Origin of the sequence: Streptosporangium amethystogenes subsp. fukuiense (genome assembly GCF_042665875.1) — a bacterium.
GTDB lineage: Bacteria > Actinomycetota > Actinomycetes > Streptosporangiales > Streptosporangiaceae > Streptosporangium > Streptosporangium fukuiense.
Genome location: NZ_JBHTEE010000001.1, coordinates 9,509,251 through 9,526,038 on the forward strand (window position 1 = coordinate 9,509,251; position 16,788 = coordinate 9,526,038).

Consider the following 16,788-nt stretch of genomic DNA (forward strand, 5'->3'; position numbering starts at 1 on the left):
TTGAACGTGCCGGCCTCGGCAGTGGTGTCGTACGCGCGCATCCACGTTATGCAGACCTGCCGCCCGCGAGCTGTCCGGCATTGCACCGGACCGGGCGGCGGCCGGACCTCTCATCAGCGTCTCCGACGGCACCTCCCGGGCCCGGTGACACCACCTCCCAGGTCATGCCTTCGACAGGGGGGACACAGTCATGCCGGGCCCGGAGGCCAGCGGCCTTCTTGCAGGACCACGAAAAACATAGCGGGGGTGGTAGTCGACGAAGTGCCGCCACCCCTCCTTCGTAGTCAGCGGCGCATCGGGAGGAACCTGCCCGCCTCCTCCGTCGGCGCCGGGAAAGTCAGGCCAGGCGTCGAAACTGCGCGTCATATCCACCTTTCCGCTTCCGCTTCCACGTCGAAGATCCCGAGCGGGACCACCAGCCCGGTCAGCGCGTCGCCGGGCTCCTCAGCCGCCTCGACCGGCCCGGGCGGCTCGGACGACTGCGGGTCGGCAGGCTCCAACACGGGAGGGCGGTGAGCAGCCGCGCCGAGACGGGTGCGGGCCGCGATGCGCGATCCGGTGACGTCCACCAGCGCGTCCCCAGCATCGGCGGGGCCGGCCTGAGCCCGGGTCAGCAGCGCGTCCAACACCGTGGCCACCACGGTCTCGTTGGTGTCGTCCAACCCGGCCTCGGCGGTCAGGCGGCGAGCGTAGCGCCAGGTGAAATCCGCAAACGGCGCCGCGACCATCGGCAGGTGCGCCCACGGGGCGCTCACCCAGCCGTCCGGCGTGCGTACGAACACCTGCGACAGATCGTAAGGGTCGTAGTGGATCTCCCAGAGGCCGTTCCTGTCGGAGCCGAAGGGGAATCCGACAACTCAACCTGAACACCGACACGAACACCGACAGCTTCAACTGCAACCGACACCAGGAGTCCGTGTTCGCCGGAACGCTGGTCCCTGCAACCTTCATTGGCTAGAATTATGTACATGACGGTTCTTTCTCTGGCAGACGCGCGAAACCGGCTCTCCGGCATCGTCGAGTCCGCCGTCAGCACCCACGAGCGGTTCGAGATCACCCGTAACGGCGTGCCCGCCGCCGTGCTGCTGGCCGCCGACGACTACGACACGATGCGCGAGATGATCGAGATCCTCGCCTCGGCCGAAACCGTGGCGGCCATCCAAGAGGGGCTTGCCGACCTGGAATCGGGACGCACCTCCTCACCGGAGGAGGTGGAGGCCGAGCTTCGCCGGACCGGCCGCCTGTGAGCGAGCGGTACGAACTCAGCCTCACCCGTCGGGCCAGACAGGATCTCGCCGAGCGACTGCCGGCGAAGGTCGTGCCTGCGGTCTGGGAGTTCATCACCGGCCCGCTTCTCGACAATCCTCGCCGGGTGGGCAAGCCTCTCGACGAGCCCCTCGCCCCGCAGTGGTCGGCGCGGCGAGGCGACTACCGGGTGCTCTATCTGATCGACGGCGGCCGGATCGTGGTGCAGGTGATCACTATCCAGCATCGGGCGGACGCCTATCGGTCACGATGAGTGGTGAGCTGCGCTTTGATCAGCGGTGGCGGACCTTGGTGGTGAGGCGGTTGAGGATGCGGTCCCACTCGGTGCCGAACGGGTTGTCCTGGACGAGGTAGGTCCAGGTGGCTGTGGGGCGCTTGAGGCCCGCACCGTCGAGGTCCAGGCCGTCGGCGGTGACGACGGCGGTCTCGAAGGTCTCGACCGAGCGTGACTCGATCTCGGCCAGCAGGCGCTGGTAGGCCGGGACCGCGTCCTTGTGGAACTCGTCGATCGGGTTGAGCCGCCCGAGAACCCGCAGGTGGATGCCCTCTCGCAGCTCTCCCAGATAGGCCAGGTGGTCGGCCCAGCCGCGGTCGAGGTGAAACAGCACGATCTGGCGGGCGGCCTCGTGGAGCACCTCCTCGCCGACGCTCTCCACCAGCTCCGACCATCGCTCGGGAGCCGCCGAGGCCAGGGCCTCGCCGGCCACCCGCCCGCGCAGGACCCGGTCGCGGCGCTCCAGCAACTGGCCACGCTGGCGTTCGAGCAGCCGGGTGTAGCGCCAGGTGTTGCGGTGGATCTCCATGTTGACGCCCTCGGCGACCCGCTGGGCATGGCCCACCAGGGAGTGCTCGGGCACGCCCTTGGCGTACTCGTCGGCGACGTAGTGGGCGATCAGCTCGTCCTCGCCGCTGACGTAGAAGACCGAGCCGCCGGGGTCGCCCTGACGGCCCGCGCGCCCGCGGAGCTGGTCGTCCAGGCGGCTGCTGGTGTGCCGGCCCGAGCCGATGACGTACAGGCCGCCGAGTTCGTCGACGCCCTCGCCGAGGCGGATGTCGGTGCCGCGCCCGGCCATCTGGGTGGAGACGGTGAGCGCGCCGCGCTCCCCGGCCCGGGAGATGATGGCCGCCTCCTCGGCGTCGTTCTTGGCGTTGAGGACCACGCACTCCAGCCCTCGGCCGCTCAGGGTCAGCGCCAGGCGCTCGGATTCGGCCACGTCCATGGTGCCGATCAGGATCGGCCGGCCGGTGGCGTGCACCTCGGCGATCTCCTCGACCAGCGCGAGGTCCTTCTCCATCCGGTACTCGAAGAGCCGGTCGGGCTCGTCGGTCCGCACGCACGGCCGGTTGGAGGAGACCACGGCCACCTTGAGGTCGTAGAACTCCCGCAGCTGGTCGCCGACCGCGACCGCGGTGCCGGTCATGCCGCACTTCTCCGGATAGCGGGTGATCAGCGCCTGGACGGTGATCGAGTCGAGGATCTCGCCGGTCTCCGAGGGCGACAGCGCCTCCTTGGCCTCCACCGCCGCCTGCAGGCCGTCCGGCCAGCGCTGCAGCAGCGCCACCCGGCCCCGCGACGGGTTGATCAGGTGCACCTTGCCGTCCCGGACGATGTAGTCGACGTCCTTGGTCAGCAGGGCGTGCGCGTGCAGGGCGAGGTTGACCTCGGTCAGCGTGGCGGGGGTGTCGTAGAGGTCGAGGCCGAGCGCCTGCTCGACGGTGTCGATCCCCTTGGTCGTCAGGTGGACGTTGCGCGCCTGGTCGTCGAGTTCGTAGTGGTAGCCCTTGACCAGCTGCCTGACCAGCGCCGCCATCTCCGGCACCGCGTCACCGGGGTCGGCGGCCCCGGCCAGCACCAGCGGCACCCTGGCCTCGTCGACCAGCACCGAGTCGGCCTCGTCGACCACCGCCACGGCCGGCGCGGGCACGATCAGGTCCTCCACCCGGGTGCTCAGCCGGTCGCGCAGCACGTCGAAACCGATCTCGCTGACCGAGCCGTACGTCACGTCCGCCGCGTACGCCGCCCGGCGCTCCTCGGGCGTGGAGCTCTGCCCGATCCAGCCGCAGGAGACGCCGAGCGCCTCGTACAGCGGGCCCATCCACTCGGCGTCACGCCGGGCCAGGTAGTCGTTGACCGAGATGACGTGGACCCGCTTGCCCTGCAGGGCGTATCCGGCGGCGGCCATCGCACCGGACAGGGTCTTGCCCTCGCCGGTCGCCATCTCCGCGACGTTTCCCGACAGCATCGCCAGCATGCCGACCAGCTGCACGTCGTACGGCCGCAGGTCGAGCGTGCGGCGCGCGGCCTCCCTGACGATCGCGCAGAACTCCGCCAGGTCGTCGACCGAGGGCGTGGGCAGTTCGTCGAGCGCGCGGATCCGCTCCTCGCGGGTCCCGGCATCCGCCACGACCCGCTCGAACTTCGACAGGTCGATGGTGCCGGGGCGTTCGAGGAAGCGCCTGAAGAGCTGAGTTATCGAGGCCACGTCTCCTCCAACGCCCGTTTGCGGGCTCGCGTTCCGTCTCTTCGCACATTGTGGTGCAAAGATCGATTGTTCATGGATCGGAGCGGGCAGGCGAGACCCGGTCGGTGCCGGGCGGCGGCGGGTGGCTCACCGTGGACATCGGGCCGGTGGGACACCGAGGGACACCGAGGGACACCGAAGGGCCAGGTCACCGGCCCGGCCGATGACGCGAGATACGAATTTATCCAAGGTTTGTTATGTCATAGCGTAATAAATCGGACTTATTCTCTGCCGGGGAGGCGTGGACATCCCCGATGATCGGCACGAAGGTTGTGAGACCGCCGAACATACGACGACCGCCGAACATATGACGACCACCGTGGAAACGACGACCGCCCTGGAGGCACGATGAGCCTGTCCGACCTGCAGCCCGTTCCCACAGACCAGCTCGCCTTCCGGCTGCCGCAGAAGTTCGACGACGTGAAGGAGGAGCGGCGGCACCGCCAGGAGCGCCTGACCGCCGCGCTGCGGCTGTTCGGCAGGTTCGGCTTCGAGGAGGGGGTGGCCGGGCACATCACGGTCCGCGACCCGGAGCACCTGGACCACTTCTGGGTGAACCCGTTCGGCATGTCGTTCAAGCACATCAAGGTCAGCGATCTGATCCTGGTCAACCACGACGGCCAGGTGGTCGAGGGCCGCTACCACGTCAACCAGGCCGCGTTCGCGATCCACTCGATGGTCCACCAGGCCAGGCCGGACGTGGTCGCCGCCGCGCACAGCCACTCGGTGTACGGCAAGGCGCTGTCGTCGCTCGGCACGCTCGTGGAACCGCTCACCCAGGACGCCTGCGCGTTCTACGAGGACCACGCGCTGTTCGACGACTACACCGGTGTCGTGGTGGAGACCGAGGAGGGCCGCCGCATCGCACAGGCCCTCGGCTCCCACAAGGCCGTCATCCTGCGCAACCACGGCCTGCTCACGGTAGGCGACAGCGTGGACGCCGCGGCCTGGTGGTTCATCACGATGGAGCGCTCGTGCCAGGCGCAGCTGCTGGCCAAGGCCGCGGGGCCCACCGTCCAGATCAGCCACGAGAACGCCAAGCTCACCCACGGGCAGATCGGCAACGACACGGTCGGCTGGATCAACTTCCAGCCGCTGCACGACCAGATCGTCGCCACGGAACCCGACCTGTTCGACTGACGGCCCGCGAGCCGCGTCGCCCTCCTTCGGGGACGGCGCCGCGGCTCGCGGTGATTCGGCACGGCTCAGGTCGTGCCGTTCCCCCCTCCCCTCTCGCCCGCGGCGAGCAGGGCGACCGCGCCGAGCAGCAGGACGCCGCCGCACGCCGCCGCCACGGTGAGCCGCTCGCCGAGCAGCAGGACGCCGAGGAGCGCCGCGCCGACCGGCTCCACCAGGGAGATCACCGAGGCGGTCGTGGCACGCACCCCGGCGAGCCCGGTGAAGAAGAGGCCGTAGGCCAGCGCCGTCGGAACCGTGCCCAGAAAGGCGATGATCGCCCAGGAGGCGAGCGGGTCGCCGGAGGGCAGCAGGCCCTGGGCCAGTGCGACGGGCAGCAGGCAGAGCCCGCCGACGACGAAGCCGCCCATGGCGGTGCGGTACGGCTCGCCGGAGGAGGCCCGGTTGAGCAGGGTCACGCCCGCGTACCCGGCCGCCGACAGCAGCGCCCACCCGATGCCGGCCGCGGAGAAGGTCGCGGAGCCGTCGTCGAGGGTCAGCATCGCCAGACCGGTCAGGGCGATCGTGACCGCGCCCAGCCCGGCCGCGCCCAGCCGCTCGCCCAGGAGCAGCCGCCCGCCCGCGGCGACGAGGACGGGAGTGGCGCCTATGGTGACCACCGTCGCCACGGCCAGTCCCGATCCGGCGATCGCCGCGAAGTAGGCGGTCTGGTAGACGGCCATCGCCACGCCGGTGACCAGGATCCGCCCGAGGGCGGCCCCGAGCCGGGGCCGCGGCGAGCGGGTCCCGCGGATGGTGGGCGGTCCGGCGGACCGGGGGCCGCCGAGGCCGAGGAGACGGCCGGCCAGCAGGAGCATGGCGGCTCCGGCGGCGAACCGCCAGAAGGAGACGGCGACGGGGCCGAGCCCGCCCGCCTGGTAGAGCAGCGCGCCCGCGGCACCGCCGGTGCCCCAGGCGGTCGCCGCGACGGACACGTACAGCAGGCCCCGCCGCACGGAGACATGCGTCATGGAGGTCTCTCCAGATGAGGTGATCGTCGTCAGGTCGCACGTATGCGGACGGCAAGCACCCACCGGACCGCTCGGGTCCGGTCGTCAGGAGAGAGGGCCGCCCGCTAGCGGGCGGTCGGCGGGGAAGTGATCAGAAACACGGACTCACCCTAGCCAGACGTTCTGTAGATTCTCAATTCGCATTCCCATGGAAACCGGGCTCACGGAAGCTCCCGACGACAGGCTGGTCGCACCAGCGGAGGATCAGATGACGAGGAAGCCGGGCCGGGCCCTGGCGGTTCCCGGGACGCGACGTGATCCGGACGGTGGCCGCACGCTGCACGGCAGGTGGTTCGCCGACCCCTACGCCTGGCTGGAGCGGCTCGACGACGCGGAGACCCAGGCGTGGATCGCGGCGCAGGAGGCCGTCACGCACTCCGTGCTGCGCGCGGAGCCCGGACGCGACTGGCTGCGCGCGGCGGTGTCCCGATCGGCGCGCCACGCGCGGCTGTCGCCGCCGATTCCCGCCGGGCCGCCCGGACGCGAGTTCGTCTGGCGGGCGGAGGCCGGCGACGAGAAGCTCTCCCTCATGCTCCGGCGCCACGGGGGCGCACCGCTGGAGGCGGTGCTCGACCCCAACACCTGGCCGAGCGACGAGGCACTGGTGTTCGCCGTGCCGTCGCCCGACGGCGCGCTGGTCGCGTTCGGGAAGGCCGTCGGCGGTACCCACGACGCGGTGATCCAGGTGCTCGACGTCGAGACGGGGCGGCTCCTTCCCGACCGGCCCCGCGGCACGGGCCACACGGCACCGGCCTGGCGACCCGACGGGTCGGGGTTCTTCTACGCGGCCTGTCCCGAGCCGGGCGAGGTGCCCGCGGGCGACGAGGCGCACTGGAACGCCGTCTATGAGCACCGGCTCGGGTCGGACGAGCCGGCCCGCCGGATCTTCGGTGACGACCACGAGAAGGAGTACTGGTGCTCCGTCAGGATCAGTGAGTGCGGGCGCTTCGCCGTGCTGTACAAGTGGGACTACGTGCACGCCAACGTCGTCCACCTGCTGCGCCTGGCCGACGACGCGTTCCTGCCGGTCGCTCCCGTCATGCGCTCTCTCAACCAGGTGCAGGTGGTCGGCGACTCTCTGCTCGTCCACACCGACCTCGACGCGCCGCGTGGCCGCCTCTGCGTCGCGCCGCTCACCGCCCCGACGGAGTGGCGGACGCTCATCCCGGAGAACTCGGACACGCTGCAGACGGTCACGGGCATCGGCGGCCGGCTCTACGCCGTCTACTCGCACGCGGCGTCGCACCGGGTGCGCATCCACGCCGAAGACGGCGCCTATCTGCGCGACCTGGCGCTGCCGGGGCTCGGCTCGGTGAATCGCAACGAGGGCGAGGGCATCGTCAGCGGTGTCAGCGGCTCCTGGAGCGGCGACGAGGTGTGGGTGAACTTCACCTCGTACGTGCAGCCGCCGTCGGTCTACCGGTACGACTACGCGGCCGACCGCCTGTCGCCGTACCACGTACCCGACGTGGGGCTGGACGCCTCCGCGTACGTGACGGACCAGGACTGGTACGAGTCGCCGGACGGTACCCGGGTGTCGATGTTCGTCGTTCATCACCGGGATCTGCCTCGCGACGGTCGCCGGCCCGTGCGGCTGAACGGCTACGGCGGCTTCAACATCCCGCTGGAGCCGCGCTTCTCCGCGCTGAACGCCGCCTGGCTGAAACTGGGCGGCGTGCTCGCCTTCGCCAACGTGCGAGGCGGCGGCGAGTACGGCCGCGCCTGGCACGAGGGGGCGGTCAAGACGCGGCGGCAGAACGCCTTCGACGACTACATCGCGGCGGCCCGCCGGCTGGAGTCGGCGGGCTACACGACACCCTCCAGGCTCCTCTCGCGCGGCAACAGCAACGGCGGTCTGCTCGTCGCCGTCACCGCCATGCAGGCACCCGAGGCGTTCGGAGCCGTCTACTGCCGCGCGCCCGTCCTCGACATGCTGAACTTTCCGAGATTCGGCCACCTGAGCTCGGCGACCGTCGAATACGGCTCGCCCGACGACCCCGTCGAGGGCGCCTATCTCGCCGGGTACTCGCCGTATCACAACGTCCGAGCCGATCGCCGCTATCCCGTGATGGCGTTCGTGCCGGCGTTGAACGACCGGGTCGCGCCGCCGCACGATCCGCTCAAGATGGTCGCCATGCTCCAGTCCGAGGCCAAGGAGGGCGGCCCCTATCTCCTGCTGCCGCTCCGGGCCTCGGGACACGGCGGCGGCACCACGCTGACGGCGCTCGTCGAACAGGACGTCGACGAGCTGAGCTTCTGCTGCTGGGCGCTCGACGTCGCGGTGCCCTCGCCGGACGAGGCGTCCGGTGTGACCTCGCGGGCCGCGCGCTGAGCCGGGCCGGGGACGCTCGTCGTGGGCTCGGAGAACGGGGCCACCGGTTTTCGCCGGTAAACGGTCGGTGAACGTGACAGCGGCTGACAGGTATGGGCGAGAGGATCGTGCCATGACCATGACAGCGAAACTCCTCGCCGTGACCATAGACTGCGCCGAGCCCAGGCGACTGGCCGAGTTCTACGCGGCCGTCTTCGGCTACCAGGTGCAGTACGCGGAGGACACCTACGCCGGTATCGGCGACGGCACGATGACCCTCTACTTCCAGCAGAACCTGGACCGCAAGCCCGCCGCGTGGCCCGGCCCCGACAAGCAGTTCCACCTGGACGTCCGCGTCGCCGACGTGGAGACGGCGGTCCGGGACTACCTGGAGCTCGGGGCCACCAGGCCCGCCTTCCAGCCGGGCGAGGGAAAGTGGGTGGTGCTCGCCGACCCCGAGGGCCACCTGTTCTGCGTCTGCCCGACGGGCGACCAGTAGGCCGTCTCCGGGCCCCGCCGCCGAACCCGGCGAGCGTGGACGGTCATCGCACCCGGCGGCGGGCCGCCGCCGGGTGCGATGAGAGGCGGCGCAAGTCTCTACCCGTTCGTCGCGCGCTCTAAGCTTGCGGGGTGACCCAAGAAGCGCTTCTTCCCAGATGTCCTGTTCGTTCTGCGGGGTGGCGATGACCTGGGTCGGGATATCGATCGCGTTGGTCGGTGCGCTGGGCTACGCCCTGGGGGCCGCGCTCCAGCAGTTCGAGGCGGTCTCCGAGGGCGCCTCGCTGAAGCTGATGAGGCGGCCCCGCTGGTGGATCGGCGGTGTCATCGGGTTCACCGGGGCGTCCCTGCACGCCGTCGCCCTCAGCTTCGCGCCGCTGATAGCGGTACAGCCGATCAGCGTGGCGACGCTGGTGTTCGCGGTGCCGCTGGCGGCGATACTGCACGGCAGACGTCCGCACCGGGCGGAGATCAGCGGTTCGATCGCGGTGGCCGTCGGGCTGCTCGGCCTGCTGCTGCTGGTTCCCGTGCACCCGGTGAAACCGCACCTGACGAACCAGGAGGCGCTGGGCTTCCTCGGCTGCGTCGGGCTGGTCATCCTGGTGACCCATCTGCTGGGGCGGAAGATGGGCGGTTCGGCCAAGGCGCTCATGCTGTCGGTCGCCGCCGGAGCGATGACCGCCAGCGTCTCCACCTTCGTCCGGGTGGTGGGCGGCAACTTCGGCGGCGACTTCGGCAAGCTGCTCAGCTGGTTCACGGTCGCCATCCCGGTGCTGCTCGTCTGCGCGGTCGTGTTGCTGCAGAAGACCTACGAGGTGGGTTACTTCGGCATCTCCTACGCGGCGGTGCAGGTGGTCGACCCGATCACCTCGATCCTCGCCGGCGTGCTCCTGCTCGACGAGGCGGTGCCCACCGGCTGGCTGAACGTGGTCCCCGCGCTCTTCGCGGGCGCGCTGGTGGTCTGGGGGACGGTCGTCCTGGGGAGGCTCTCCCCGGACCAGGGGGTCCCGGCCGCGGCGCGCGAGAAGGCGACGGTCTCGCCGTAGCCGCCCCGGGCGGCGGGTCAGGCCGAGGGTGGCGTCCAGCCGAGCACCTCGTCCATCGCGCCGTTCGCGCGTGAGGGGGCGATCCGCCAGCTGAGCGCCGTCATCGTGTCGCGCAGCCGCACGGCCAGCGGGTTGCGCAGCCGGGTGACGCGGCAGACCGCGGCGGACCGGGCCACGATCCTGGAGGTGCGCTCCAGCCGGGCGGCGGTGTAGTCGGCCAGCCTGCCGGTCTCGCCGTCGCCGACCACGTGGGCCAGCACCACCGCGTCCTCGATCGCCTGGCAGGCGCCCTGGCCGAGGTTGGGGGTCATGGCGTGCGCGGCGTCGCCCAGCAGCGCGACCCTGCCCCGGTGCATGGCGGGCAACGGGGTGGCGAGGTGGTGGACGTCGTTCCGCAGCACCCGTTCCGGTGTGGCGGCGGCGAGCAGTTCCGGGATCGGGGAGTGCCACTCTGCGAACAACCGGCGCAGCTCGGCCGACTGGTCCCCGCCACCGCCGCCCGCGGGGACGGTGTCGGTGGCGTAGCAGTAGGCCGTGTCCCCGGCCAGCGGCATGACCCCGAAGACCTTTCCGCGTCCCCAGCTCTCGTAGGCCTGGCCGGGTATGCCCGGAGCCGGGACGAGCAGCCGCCAGGCGGTGACGCCCGAGTAACTCGGGGCGGGATGCGCCGGAAACAGCGTGGACCTGACGGGGGAGTGGATGCCGTCGGCCCCGACCACCAGGTCCGCCTCCGTCCGCCCGCCGGCGAAGGTCACCAGGCCGCTGTCCGCGTCGACCCCGGTGACCTCGGTGTTCAGCCGGACCGTGCCGCTCGTGAGGCGTGCGGAGAGCGCGGTGACCAGGTCCGCGCGGCGCAGTAGCACCCCGAAGTCGCCGCCGTTGCGCGCGGAGACGGCCTCCGTACTGGTCTTCGCCAGCCATCTGCCGTCGGAACGCCGGAGGCCGCCCGCGCCCTGGATCGCCGACAGCCCGCGGATCTCGTCGCCGGCCCCGATCGTGTCGAGCGCCCTGAGTGCGTTGGCGGCCACGGCCAGGCCGGAGCCGACGGGTTCCAGGGACGCGGCCCGCTCGAAGACCGTCACCTGCCAGCCCCGCCGCTGTAACGCCACCGCCGCCGTCAGCCCGCCGATGCCCGCTCCGACGATCGCCGCGTGTGCCATGGCCCTCTCCTTCACTACGGATGTAGTGAAAGTTACTACGTCCGTAGTTAAACTACAAATGTAGTATTCGAGGGTGAAGTCCCAGCGCGCCGAGCTCATCGCCGACACCGCCATCGACCTGCTCGTGGAGCGGGGGATGCGCGGCCTGACCCACCGGGCCGTGGACGAGGCGGCGGGACTGCCGCCGGGGTCCACCTCCAACCTGGCCCGTACCCGGTCCGCACTGCTGGAGCTGACCCTCGACCGGCTCACCCGGCTGGAGTCCGCCCTGTTCGCGCCGATCCTCGACGCGCCGGGGCTGGACGCGGTCGACGTGCTCGCCGAGATGACGGCCCGGCTGCTCTGGTCGCAGCTGACCGTCGGCCGCCGCCGGACGGTCGCCCGCTATGAGCTGGCCCTTGAGGCCACCCGCCGTCCCGAGCTGCGCACCATCTACGACCGGGCCGGCGAGCGCTTCCGCGATCCCGTGGTCGCGATCCTCGCCGCCGCCGGGTCGGCCGATCCGGTACGGCACGGGCGCCAGGTCGTGGCCTTCGGCGAGGGGATGATGTTCGACGCCATGGTCGGTGCCGGAGCCGAACCGACCCTGGACGACCTCCGCCTGGGGATCGGAGAGCTGCTGCGCGGCATGCTGGGCCGGGAAGGGTAGGGCTCGGCCGGAGCGTCGCGGAGACCGGAGAGGTCCGGAGCTCGAATGGTTCGGGGCTCGGCAGGGTTCAGCGGCGATCCGGGGGACCGGAGAGGCCCGGAAGGGCGGACGGGCCGGTTCGGGAGCCGCTCAGCGGGTCAGGCCGGTGAGGCGGGCGCGGTGGGCGGGCCACTCGTCGTCCAGGATGCCGAAGTAGACGGTGTCGCGCCAGGTGCCGTCGGCGCGGCGGCGGTGGCGGCGCAGGGTGCCCTCGTGAACGCCGCCGATGCGCCTGATCGCGTTCTGCGAGCGGATGTTCAGGTTGTCGGTCTTGAGCTGCACCCGGTTCACGCCCAGCTTGTCGAAGGCGTGGTCGATCAGCAGGACCTTGCACGCGGTGTTCACCGCGGAGCGCCACACGGTTCTGCCGTACCAGGTCCAGCCGATCTCGATGCTGTCGGCGTACCCGGGAGTGTCGATGTAGGTGGTCCAGCCGACCGCCCGGCCGGTCTCCCTCAGCACCACCGCGAACGGCACGTGGTCCGGTGTCTCGATCAGCCGCGCCGCGATCAGGGCCAGTTCGGCCTCGGTGCGCGGGGCGGGGCCGGTCACCCAGCGCCACACCTCGTCGTCGCCGCCGCCGGCGGCGAACAGGTCGGGGATGTGGCCGTCGGTCAACGGCTCCAGCCGTACGGTGTCGCCTTCGAGGGTGAGGGGAGTGGGCATCTGCGCGGTCATGGCAGGTGACTCTAGGGCTCCGAGCGGACCTGCTCGAAGGTCCACTCGGCAGGACTTTCCGGCGACCACTCGGCGGCCGGGGCGCGGCCCCCGGTCCCGTCGCGGAACGGGATCCCGTGAATTTCGGCAGGGTCGGGCGTGTCGACAGGCGTACCGTCTGGTCGGTACACTCTCGGCAGACCGTGAGGAGATCCCATGGATTTCGTGTTCCAGACCGGGACCGGGCAGTCGCGGGGGCGGCTGCCCGACGTCATGGACGGGTTCGCCCGTCCGGTGCTCGCGGCCCGGGTCGCCGGGCGCTGCGGATCTTCTGAAAAGCACCTGACCTGACCTCGCCGTTCCCCCTCCCGCGTGCCGGGACTGCGGGCGGTGCCAGGGGGCCCGGGGTCGCCGGGCGCCCGAATCGATGAAGATCGACGAAGGGAGCGTTCGTGGCGCTGGACGAAGAGGCGGTCAGGGAGCGCGCTGTCGCGTTCCTGGCCGCGCACGATCCCGCTGGGGATCGGCTGGAGTTCCTGCGGGCCAGGTTCGACGCCGGGCTGGCCTGGGTGCACTTCCCCGAGGGGCTCGGCGGGCTCGGAGCCGCCCGCGAGTTGCAGCACGTCGTGGAGCACGAGCTCGCGGGGACGCCGCAGATCAACCTCGGGCTGCAGACGATCGGGCTGGGCATGGCCGCGCCCACGATCCTGACGTTCGGCACCGACGAGCAGCGCAGCCGGTTCCTGCGCCCGCTGTGGACGGGTGAGGAGATCTGGTGCCAGCTCTTCAGCGAGCCCGGCGCCGGCTCCGACCTGGCCACGCTCGGCACCCGCGCGGTCAGGGACGGGGACGAGTGGGTCGTCGACGGGCAGAAGGTGTGGACCTCCGGTGCCCACCACTCCCGGTGGGCGATCCTGGTCGCCAGGACCGACCCGGACGTGCCCAAGCACCGGGGGCTCACCTACTTCGTGTGCGACATGCACGCCCCCGGGGTCGAGGTCAGGCCGCTGCGGCAGATCACCGGTGAGGCCGAGTTCAACGAGGTCTTCCTCACCGGGGTGCGGCTCGGCGACGACCTGCGGCTGGGAGAGATCGGCGACGGCTGGCGGGTCGCGCAGACCACGCTCATGAACGAGCGGGTCGCCATCGGCGGCACGCCGGTCAAGCGGGGCGGCGGCATGGTCGGCCTGCTCTCGGAGGTCTGGCGTTCCCGGCCCGAGGCGCGCACCCACGACCTCCACCAGCGGCTGCTGCGCCTGTGGGTGGAGGCGGAGGTGACCCGCCTGGCCGGGACGCGGCTGCGCGAGCAGCTGTCCGCCGGGCAGCCGGGCCCCGAGGGTTCCGGTATGAAGCTCGCCTTCGCCTCGCTCAACCAGGCCCTGTCCGGGCTGGACGTCGAGCTGCGCGGCGAGGAGGGCCTGGCCTACGACGACTGGACCTTCCGCCGCTCCGAGGGCGTCGACTTCGTCGGCCGGGGTTCCGGGTACCGCTACCTGCGCGCCAAGGGGAACTCCATCGAGGGCGGCACCTCGGAGATCCTGCGCAACATCGTCGCCGAGCGCGTGCTCGGCCTGCCCTCGGAACCCCGCGTCGACAAGGACGTGCCCTGGAAGGACCTGCCCCGATGAGGTACGACGCGAAAGTGGTGAGCGACCGGTGACACTGCTCTACACCGAGGTCGAGGAGGAGCTCCGCGCCTCCGTACGGGGCCTCCTCGCGGACCGCTGCCCGGCCGACGCCGTGCTGAAGCGGGTCGAGTCCGAGGCGCCGTACGACATGGACCTGTGGAAGACGCTGTCGCGGGAGATCGGGGTGGCGGGCCTGCTGGTGCCGGAGGACCACGGCGGGGCGGGGGCGTCGGCGCGCGAGGTCGCGGTGGTGCTGGAGGAGCTGGGACGGGCGGTGGCGCCGCTGCCGTTCTTCACCAGCTCGGTGCTCGCCACGAAGGCCCTGCTGCAGGTCGGCGAGGAGGACCTGATCCAGGAGCTCGCCTCGGGCGAGACGACGGCGGCGCTGGCGGTGTCGCTGGCGGCGTCTCCGTACCGGCCGTTGCCGGAGACCGTCACCGTCACCGACGAGGGGCTGCTGAACGGGGAGGTCAGGGCGGTGGCCGGCGCGGACGTGGCGGACGTGCTGCTGGTGCCCGTCGGAACGGCGCTCTACCGGGTGGAGGCGGAGAACGTCCGGATCAAGGTGCTGCCCTCGCTGGACCTGACCCGGCCGATCGCCACCGTCACCTTCTCGGACACCCCCGCGTCGGCGCTCGGCAGGCTCGACGTGCGAAGGGTGCTGAGCTTCGGCGCGGGGCTGCTCGCCTCCGAGCAGCTGGGCGTCGCCGAGTGGTGCCTGGGCACGACGCTCGCCTACATCAAGGAGCGTCACCAGTTCGCCCGCCCGGTGGGGTCCTTCCAGGCGATCAAGCACCGGATGGCCGATCTCTGGCTGGACGTGGTGCGCGCCCGCGCGGCGGCCAGGAACGCGGCCGACCTGCCGGCCGGGGACGCCGGGGACCGGGTCGGCTTCGGCGACGCGGAGACGGTCCAGAGCCGTGAGCTGGCCGCGGCGGTGGCCAAGTCGTGGTGTTCCGAGGTGGCGCTGCACGTCGCCGAGGAGAGCGTCCAGCTCCACGGCGGGATCGGGATGACCTGGGAGCACCCGGTGCACCTGTATCTCAAGCGCGCCAAGGCGACCGAGATCGCACTCGGCACCCCCGGTGCGCACCGGGAGGCGGTGGCGGCTCTCGCGGACCTGCCCGCGCCCGCCTGATCCCGCCGCCCCGCTCCCGCTCGCGGGTCGGTGTCATCCGGCTCGCGAGCGGGGAGCGGGGCTTGCCCCGTGCGCCGGGTAGGGGACTTACTTCGTAAAGGGGGGCGTCGGCTCCGGACGGAGCGAGGTGAGGAGCAGGTCGGCGAAGTGCGCCCCCAGCTCCGAACCCGAGAGCGGGCCCTCCGGGCTGTACCAGGTGCCCAGGTGGTGCACGGAGCCGAAGAAGAAGTCGACGACGATGTCGGCGGGCACGTCCTTCCTGAAGGTGCCCTCCTGCTGTCCCTCGATGACCAGGTCGCGGAAGCGTTCGTGGTAGCGGCGCCGCTCGGCGCGGACGACCTTGCGGATGTCGGGCGCGAGCAGGTGCATCGACCGGAAGAAGATCTTGGAGTCGTCCAGGTTCTCCACGGTGGTCGCCACGACGTCCGCGGCGGCGGTGTGCAGGCGCTCGGCCACCGGTCCCGAGCTCTCGGCGAAGTGGGTCAGCCGCTCCATCTGCATGCGCAGCACCCGGCCGTAGATCTCGCGGAGCAGGTCGTCCTTGGAATCGAAGTAGTGGTACATGGCGCCCTTGGTGACACCGGCCGCCGAGACGATCCCCTGCACCGACGTGCCCTCGAAGCCCCGCTCGGCGAAGAGGCGGGTGGCCTCGCCGAGCAGGCGCTGCCTTACCGGCTCCTGGTCCTGAGTCATACGTGTCCCCCATGGTGTGGTGAGGGAAAGCGTACCGACTGGTTGGTCAAACAGGCGGTCGATTGTCGGAGACGTGTTACTTGCGTCACCTTCGCGTTTACGCGATAGCTGGAGCCCCCAATTGGGTATTTCATAGTCCAAGGATCTTCAGTGTGGCAGGTCCCCCCACATTTCCTTCACGACCACATCGAGCCATGGGGGTTCGTCATGCCCGGCGGATCTATCTACGTGACGCCAGTCGACCAGGTCCACGGCCTGTCACCCCAGGTCATGTACGAGCAGTTCTGGCTCAAGGAGGTCGTCCACCGCAGGAAGATGCGCGGGGTCAAGGCGGCGGTCGGCCTGGTGGTGGGCGTCGCGCTGGCCTACCGGTTCAACCTGTCCGCGCCGATCCTCGGGCTGCTGTGCGGGCTGCTCGTCGGTGCCGCGGACGCGTTCTGGACCTGGCGCGAGTACGACGCCACCGCCGTCTGGCGCGGCAGGCGCAGGGGCGAGACCATCACCGGCAGGCTGCTCCGCCGCAGGCTGCGCAGGGCCGGCTACCACATCCTCGACGGCCGGGCCATCCCGGGCAAGGCCTCGATCGACCACCTCGTCATCGGTCCCGGCGGCGTCTGGGTGGTCGACAACGAGGCATGGCACCCGGAGACCGAGATCGCCCGGTACGGTGACCGGCTGTTCCTCGGCGAGAAGTACGGCACGAAAACGGCGAAGGCGCTCGTCGAGGTCTCCGAGTCACTGGCCGAGGTGCTCTCCCGCGAGTCGGGCATCCCCGTCACCATCGAGCCGTTGCTCGCCGTGCACGGCGGGCAGCTCAGGCGGTCGGTCACCGCGGAGGGGCTCACCCTCCTCAAGCCCCGCCTGGTCGCGCGCTGGATCAAGGACGGTCCGCGGGCGGACTTCGACGACGCCCAGGTGGAGGTGCTCGCCAGGACCGCGGCCCGGGTGCTGCGCCGGATGAGCTGACCGTACGCCGACCGCGGAGGTGGGGGCCG

Annotated in this window: 17 protein-coding genes; 11 read left to right on the forward strand and 6 right to left on the reverse strand. The window is 71.1% G+C overall.

The genetic code is table 11. The annotated features are described in order from the left end of the window. Positions 1–362: 362 nt before the first annotated feature. Positions 363–782, reverse strand: a complete 420-nt coding sequence (locus ACFQVD_RS42130) for a hypothetical protein (protein ID WP_343975044.1) — start codon at positions 780–782, stop codon at positions 363–365. 186 nt (positions 783–968) lie between these two features. Here ACFQVD_RS42130 and ACFQVD_RS42135 point away from each other — a divergent pair, with 186 nt between their 5' ends. Both ACFQVD_RS42135 and ACFQVD_RS42140 read left to right on the forward strand, forming a co-directional pair. After that, entirely contained in the window at positions 969–1,247 is a 279-nt protein-coding gene (locus tag ACFQVD_RS42135) for a type II toxin-antitoxin system Phd/YefM family antitoxin (RefSeq protein ID WP_343975047.1), read from the forward strand. Continuing rightward, entirely contained in the window at positions 1,244–1,519 is a 276-nt protein-coding gene (locus ACFQVD_RS42140; protein ID WP_343975050.1) for a type II toxin-antitoxin system RelE family toxin, read from the forward strand. Before ACFQVD_RS42135 ends, ACFQVD_RS42140 begins: the two co-directional genes overlap by 4 nt. Before the next feature lie 19 nt (positions 1,520–1,538). Here ACFQVD_RS42140 and secA2 read toward each other — a convergent pair whose 3' ends face one another. Next, entirely contained in the window at positions 1,539–3,749 is a 2,211-nt protein-coding gene (gene secA2 / locus ACFQVD_RS42145; protein WP_386273848.1) for an accessory Sec system translocase SecA2, read from the reverse strand. 387 nt (positions 3,750–4,136) lie between these two features. Between secA2 and ACFQVD_RS42150 the strand changes: the two genes are divergently transcribed. Then, on the forward strand, positions 4,137–4,928 hold the full coding sequence (locus tag ACFQVD_RS42150; RefSeq protein WP_343975053.1) for a class II aldolase/adducin family protein: 792 nt from the start codon (positions 4,137–4,139) through the stop codon (positions 4,926–4,928). A gap of 65 nt (positions 4,929–4,993) precedes the next feature. Here the strand turns inward: ACFQVD_RS42150 and ACFQVD_RS42155 are convergent, their stop codons facing one another. Next, complete coding sequence (locus tag ACFQVD_RS42155) at positions 4,994–5,935, reverse strand: DMT family transporter (RefSeq protein ID WP_386273851.1); 942 nt, start codon at positions 5,933–5,935, stop codon at positions 4,994–4,996. Between the two features lie 247 nt (positions 5,936–6,182). Here ACFQVD_RS42155 and ACFQVD_RS42160 point away from each other — a divergent pair, with 247 nt between their 5' ends. The 3 genes from ACFQVD_RS42160 to ACFQVD_RS42170 all read left to right on the forward strand — a co-directional run bounded on the left by ACFQVD_RS42160 (position 6,183) and on the right by ACFQVD_RS42170 (position 9,829). Then, positions 6,183–8,306 (forward strand): prolyl oligopeptidase family serine peptidase, encoded by a 2,124-nt coding sequence (locus ACFQVD_RS42160; protein WP_343975059.1) that lies wholly within the window; start codon positions 6,183–6,185, stop codon positions 8,304–8,306. Positions 8,307–8,418: 112 nt separating this feature from the next. Continuing rightward, positions 8,419–8,784, forward strand: a complete 366-nt coding sequence (locus ACFQVD_RS42165; RefSeq protein WP_343975062.1) for a VOC family protein — start codon at positions 8,419–8,421, stop codon at positions 8,782–8,784. A 157-nt stretch (positions 8,785–8,941) separates the two neighbouring features. Beyond that, positions 8,942–9,829, forward strand: coding sequence for a DMT family transporter (locus ACFQVD_RS42170; RefSeq protein ID WP_343975065.1), 888 nt, complete (start codon positions 8,942–8,944; stop codon positions 9,827–9,829). A gap of 17 nt (positions 9,830–9,846) precedes the next feature. On the opposite strand, the gene ACFQVD_RS42175 is transcribed toward ACFQVD_RS42170, so the two are convergent. Further along, positions 9,847–10,989: an FAD-dependent oxidoreductase gene (locus ACFQVD_RS42175; protein WP_343975068.1), complete on the reverse strand. Its 1,143-nt coding sequence runs from the start codon at positions 10,987–10,989 to the stop codon at positions 9,847–9,849. A 73-nt stretch (positions 10,990–11,062) separates the two neighbouring features. On the opposite strand from ACFQVD_RS42175, the gene ACFQVD_RS42180 reads away from it, so the two are divergent. Then, on the forward strand, positions 11,063–11,638 hold the full coding sequence (locus tag ACFQVD_RS42180; protein WP_343975071.1) for a TetR/AcrR family transcriptional regulator: 576 nt from the start codon (positions 11,063–11,065) through the stop codon (positions 11,636–11,638). A gap of 129 nt (positions 11,639–11,767) precedes the next feature. On the opposite strand, the gene ACFQVD_RS42185 is transcribed toward ACFQVD_RS42180, so the two are convergent. After that, complete coding sequence (locus tag ACFQVD_RS42185) at positions 11,768–12,355, reverse strand: GNAT family N-acetyltransferase (RefSeq protein WP_343975074.1); 588 nt, start codon at positions 12,353–12,355, stop codon at positions 11,768–11,770. 195 nt (positions 12,356–12,550) lie between these two features. Between ACFQVD_RS42185 and ACFQVD_RS42190 the strand changes: the two genes are divergently transcribed. From ACFQVD_RS42190 to ACFQVD_RS42200, 3 genes are all read left to right on the forward strand, one after another. Further along, positions 12,551–12,685, forward strand: a complete 135-nt coding sequence (locus ACFQVD_RS42190) for a hypothetical protein (protein WP_343975077.1) — start codon at positions 12,551–12,553, stop codon at positions 12,683–12,685. A 101-nt stretch (positions 12,686–12,786) separates the two neighbouring features. Continuing rightward, positions 12,787–13,962 (forward strand): acyl-CoA dehydrogenase family protein, encoded by a 1,176-nt coding sequence (locus ACFQVD_RS42195; protein WP_425580477.1) that lies wholly within the window; start codon positions 12,787–12,789, stop codon positions 13,960–13,962. A gap of 28 nt (positions 13,963–13,990) precedes the next feature. After that, the gene (locus ACFQVD_RS42200) at positions 13,991–15,100 is read left to right on the forward strand and encodes an acyl-CoA dehydrogenase family protein (protein ID WP_343975080.1); all 1,110 of its coding nucleotides are present in this window, start codon (positions 13,991–13,993) and stop codon (positions 15,098–15,100) included. Positions 15,101–15,187: 87 nt separating this feature from the next. On the opposite strand, the gene ACFQVD_RS42205 is transcribed toward ACFQVD_RS42200, so the two are convergent. Next, positions 15,188–15,793: a TetR/AcrR family transcriptional regulator gene (locus ACFQVD_RS42205; RefSeq protein WP_343975085.1), complete on the reverse strand. Its 606-nt coding sequence runs from the start codon at positions 15,791–15,793 to the stop codon at positions 15,188–15,190. A gap of 228 nt (positions 15,794–16,021) precedes the next feature. On the opposite strand from ACFQVD_RS42205, the gene ACFQVD_RS42210 reads away from it, so the two are divergent. Then, on the forward strand, positions 16,022–16,759 hold the full coding sequence (locus ACFQVD_RS42210) for a nuclease-related domain-containing protein (protein WP_343975088.1): 738 nt from the start codon (positions 16,022–16,024) through the stop codon (positions 16,757–16,759). Positions 16,760–16,788 lie beyond the last annotated feature (29 nt).

Excerpts from the sequence above, each read along its gene's own strand:
- ACFQVD_RS42170 (WP_343975065.1), top strand. The coding sequence starts at position 8,942 with ATGTCCTGTTCGTTCTGCGGGGTGGCGATGACCTGGGTCGGGATATCG.
- ACFQVD_RS42135 (WP_343975047.1), top strand. The coding sequence starts at position 969 with ATGACGGTTCTTTCTCTGGCAGACGCGCGAAACCGGCTCTCCGGCATC.
- ACFQVD_RS42150 (WP_343975053.1), top strand. The coding sequence starts at position 4,137 with ATGAGCCTGTCCGACCTGCAGCCCGTTCCCACAGACCAGCTCGCCTTC.
- ACFQVD_RS42160 (WP_343975059.1), top strand. The coding sequence starts at position 6,183 with ATGACGAGGAAGCCGGGCCGGGCCCTGGCGGTTCCCGGGACGCGACGT.
- ACFQVD_RS42175 (WP_343975068.1), bottom strand. The coding sequence starts at position 10,989 with ATGGCACACGCGGCGATCGTCGGAGCGGGCATCGGCGGGCTGACGGCG.
- ACFQVD_RS42190 (WP_343975077.1), top strand. The coding sequence starts at position 12,551 with ATGGATTTCGTGTTCCAGACCGGGACCGGGCAGTCGCGGGGGCGGCTG.
- ACFQVD_RS42205 (WP_343975085.1), bottom strand. The coding sequence starts at position 15,793 with ATGACTCAGGACCAGGAGCCGGTAAGGCAGCGCCTGCTCGGCGAGGCC.
- ACFQVD_RS42165 (WP_343975062.1), top strand. The coding sequence starts at position 8,419 with ATGACCATGACAGCGAAACTCCTCGCCGTGACCATAGACTGCGCCGAG.
- ACFQVD_RS42185 (WP_343975074.1), bottom strand. The coding sequence starts at position 12,355 with ATGACCGCGCAGATGCCCACTCCCCTCACCCTCGAAGGCGACACCGTA.
- ACFQVD_RS42155 (WP_386273851.1), bottom strand. The coding sequence starts at position 5,935 with ATGACGCATGTCTCCGTGCGGCGGGGCCTGCTGTACGTGTCCGTCGCG.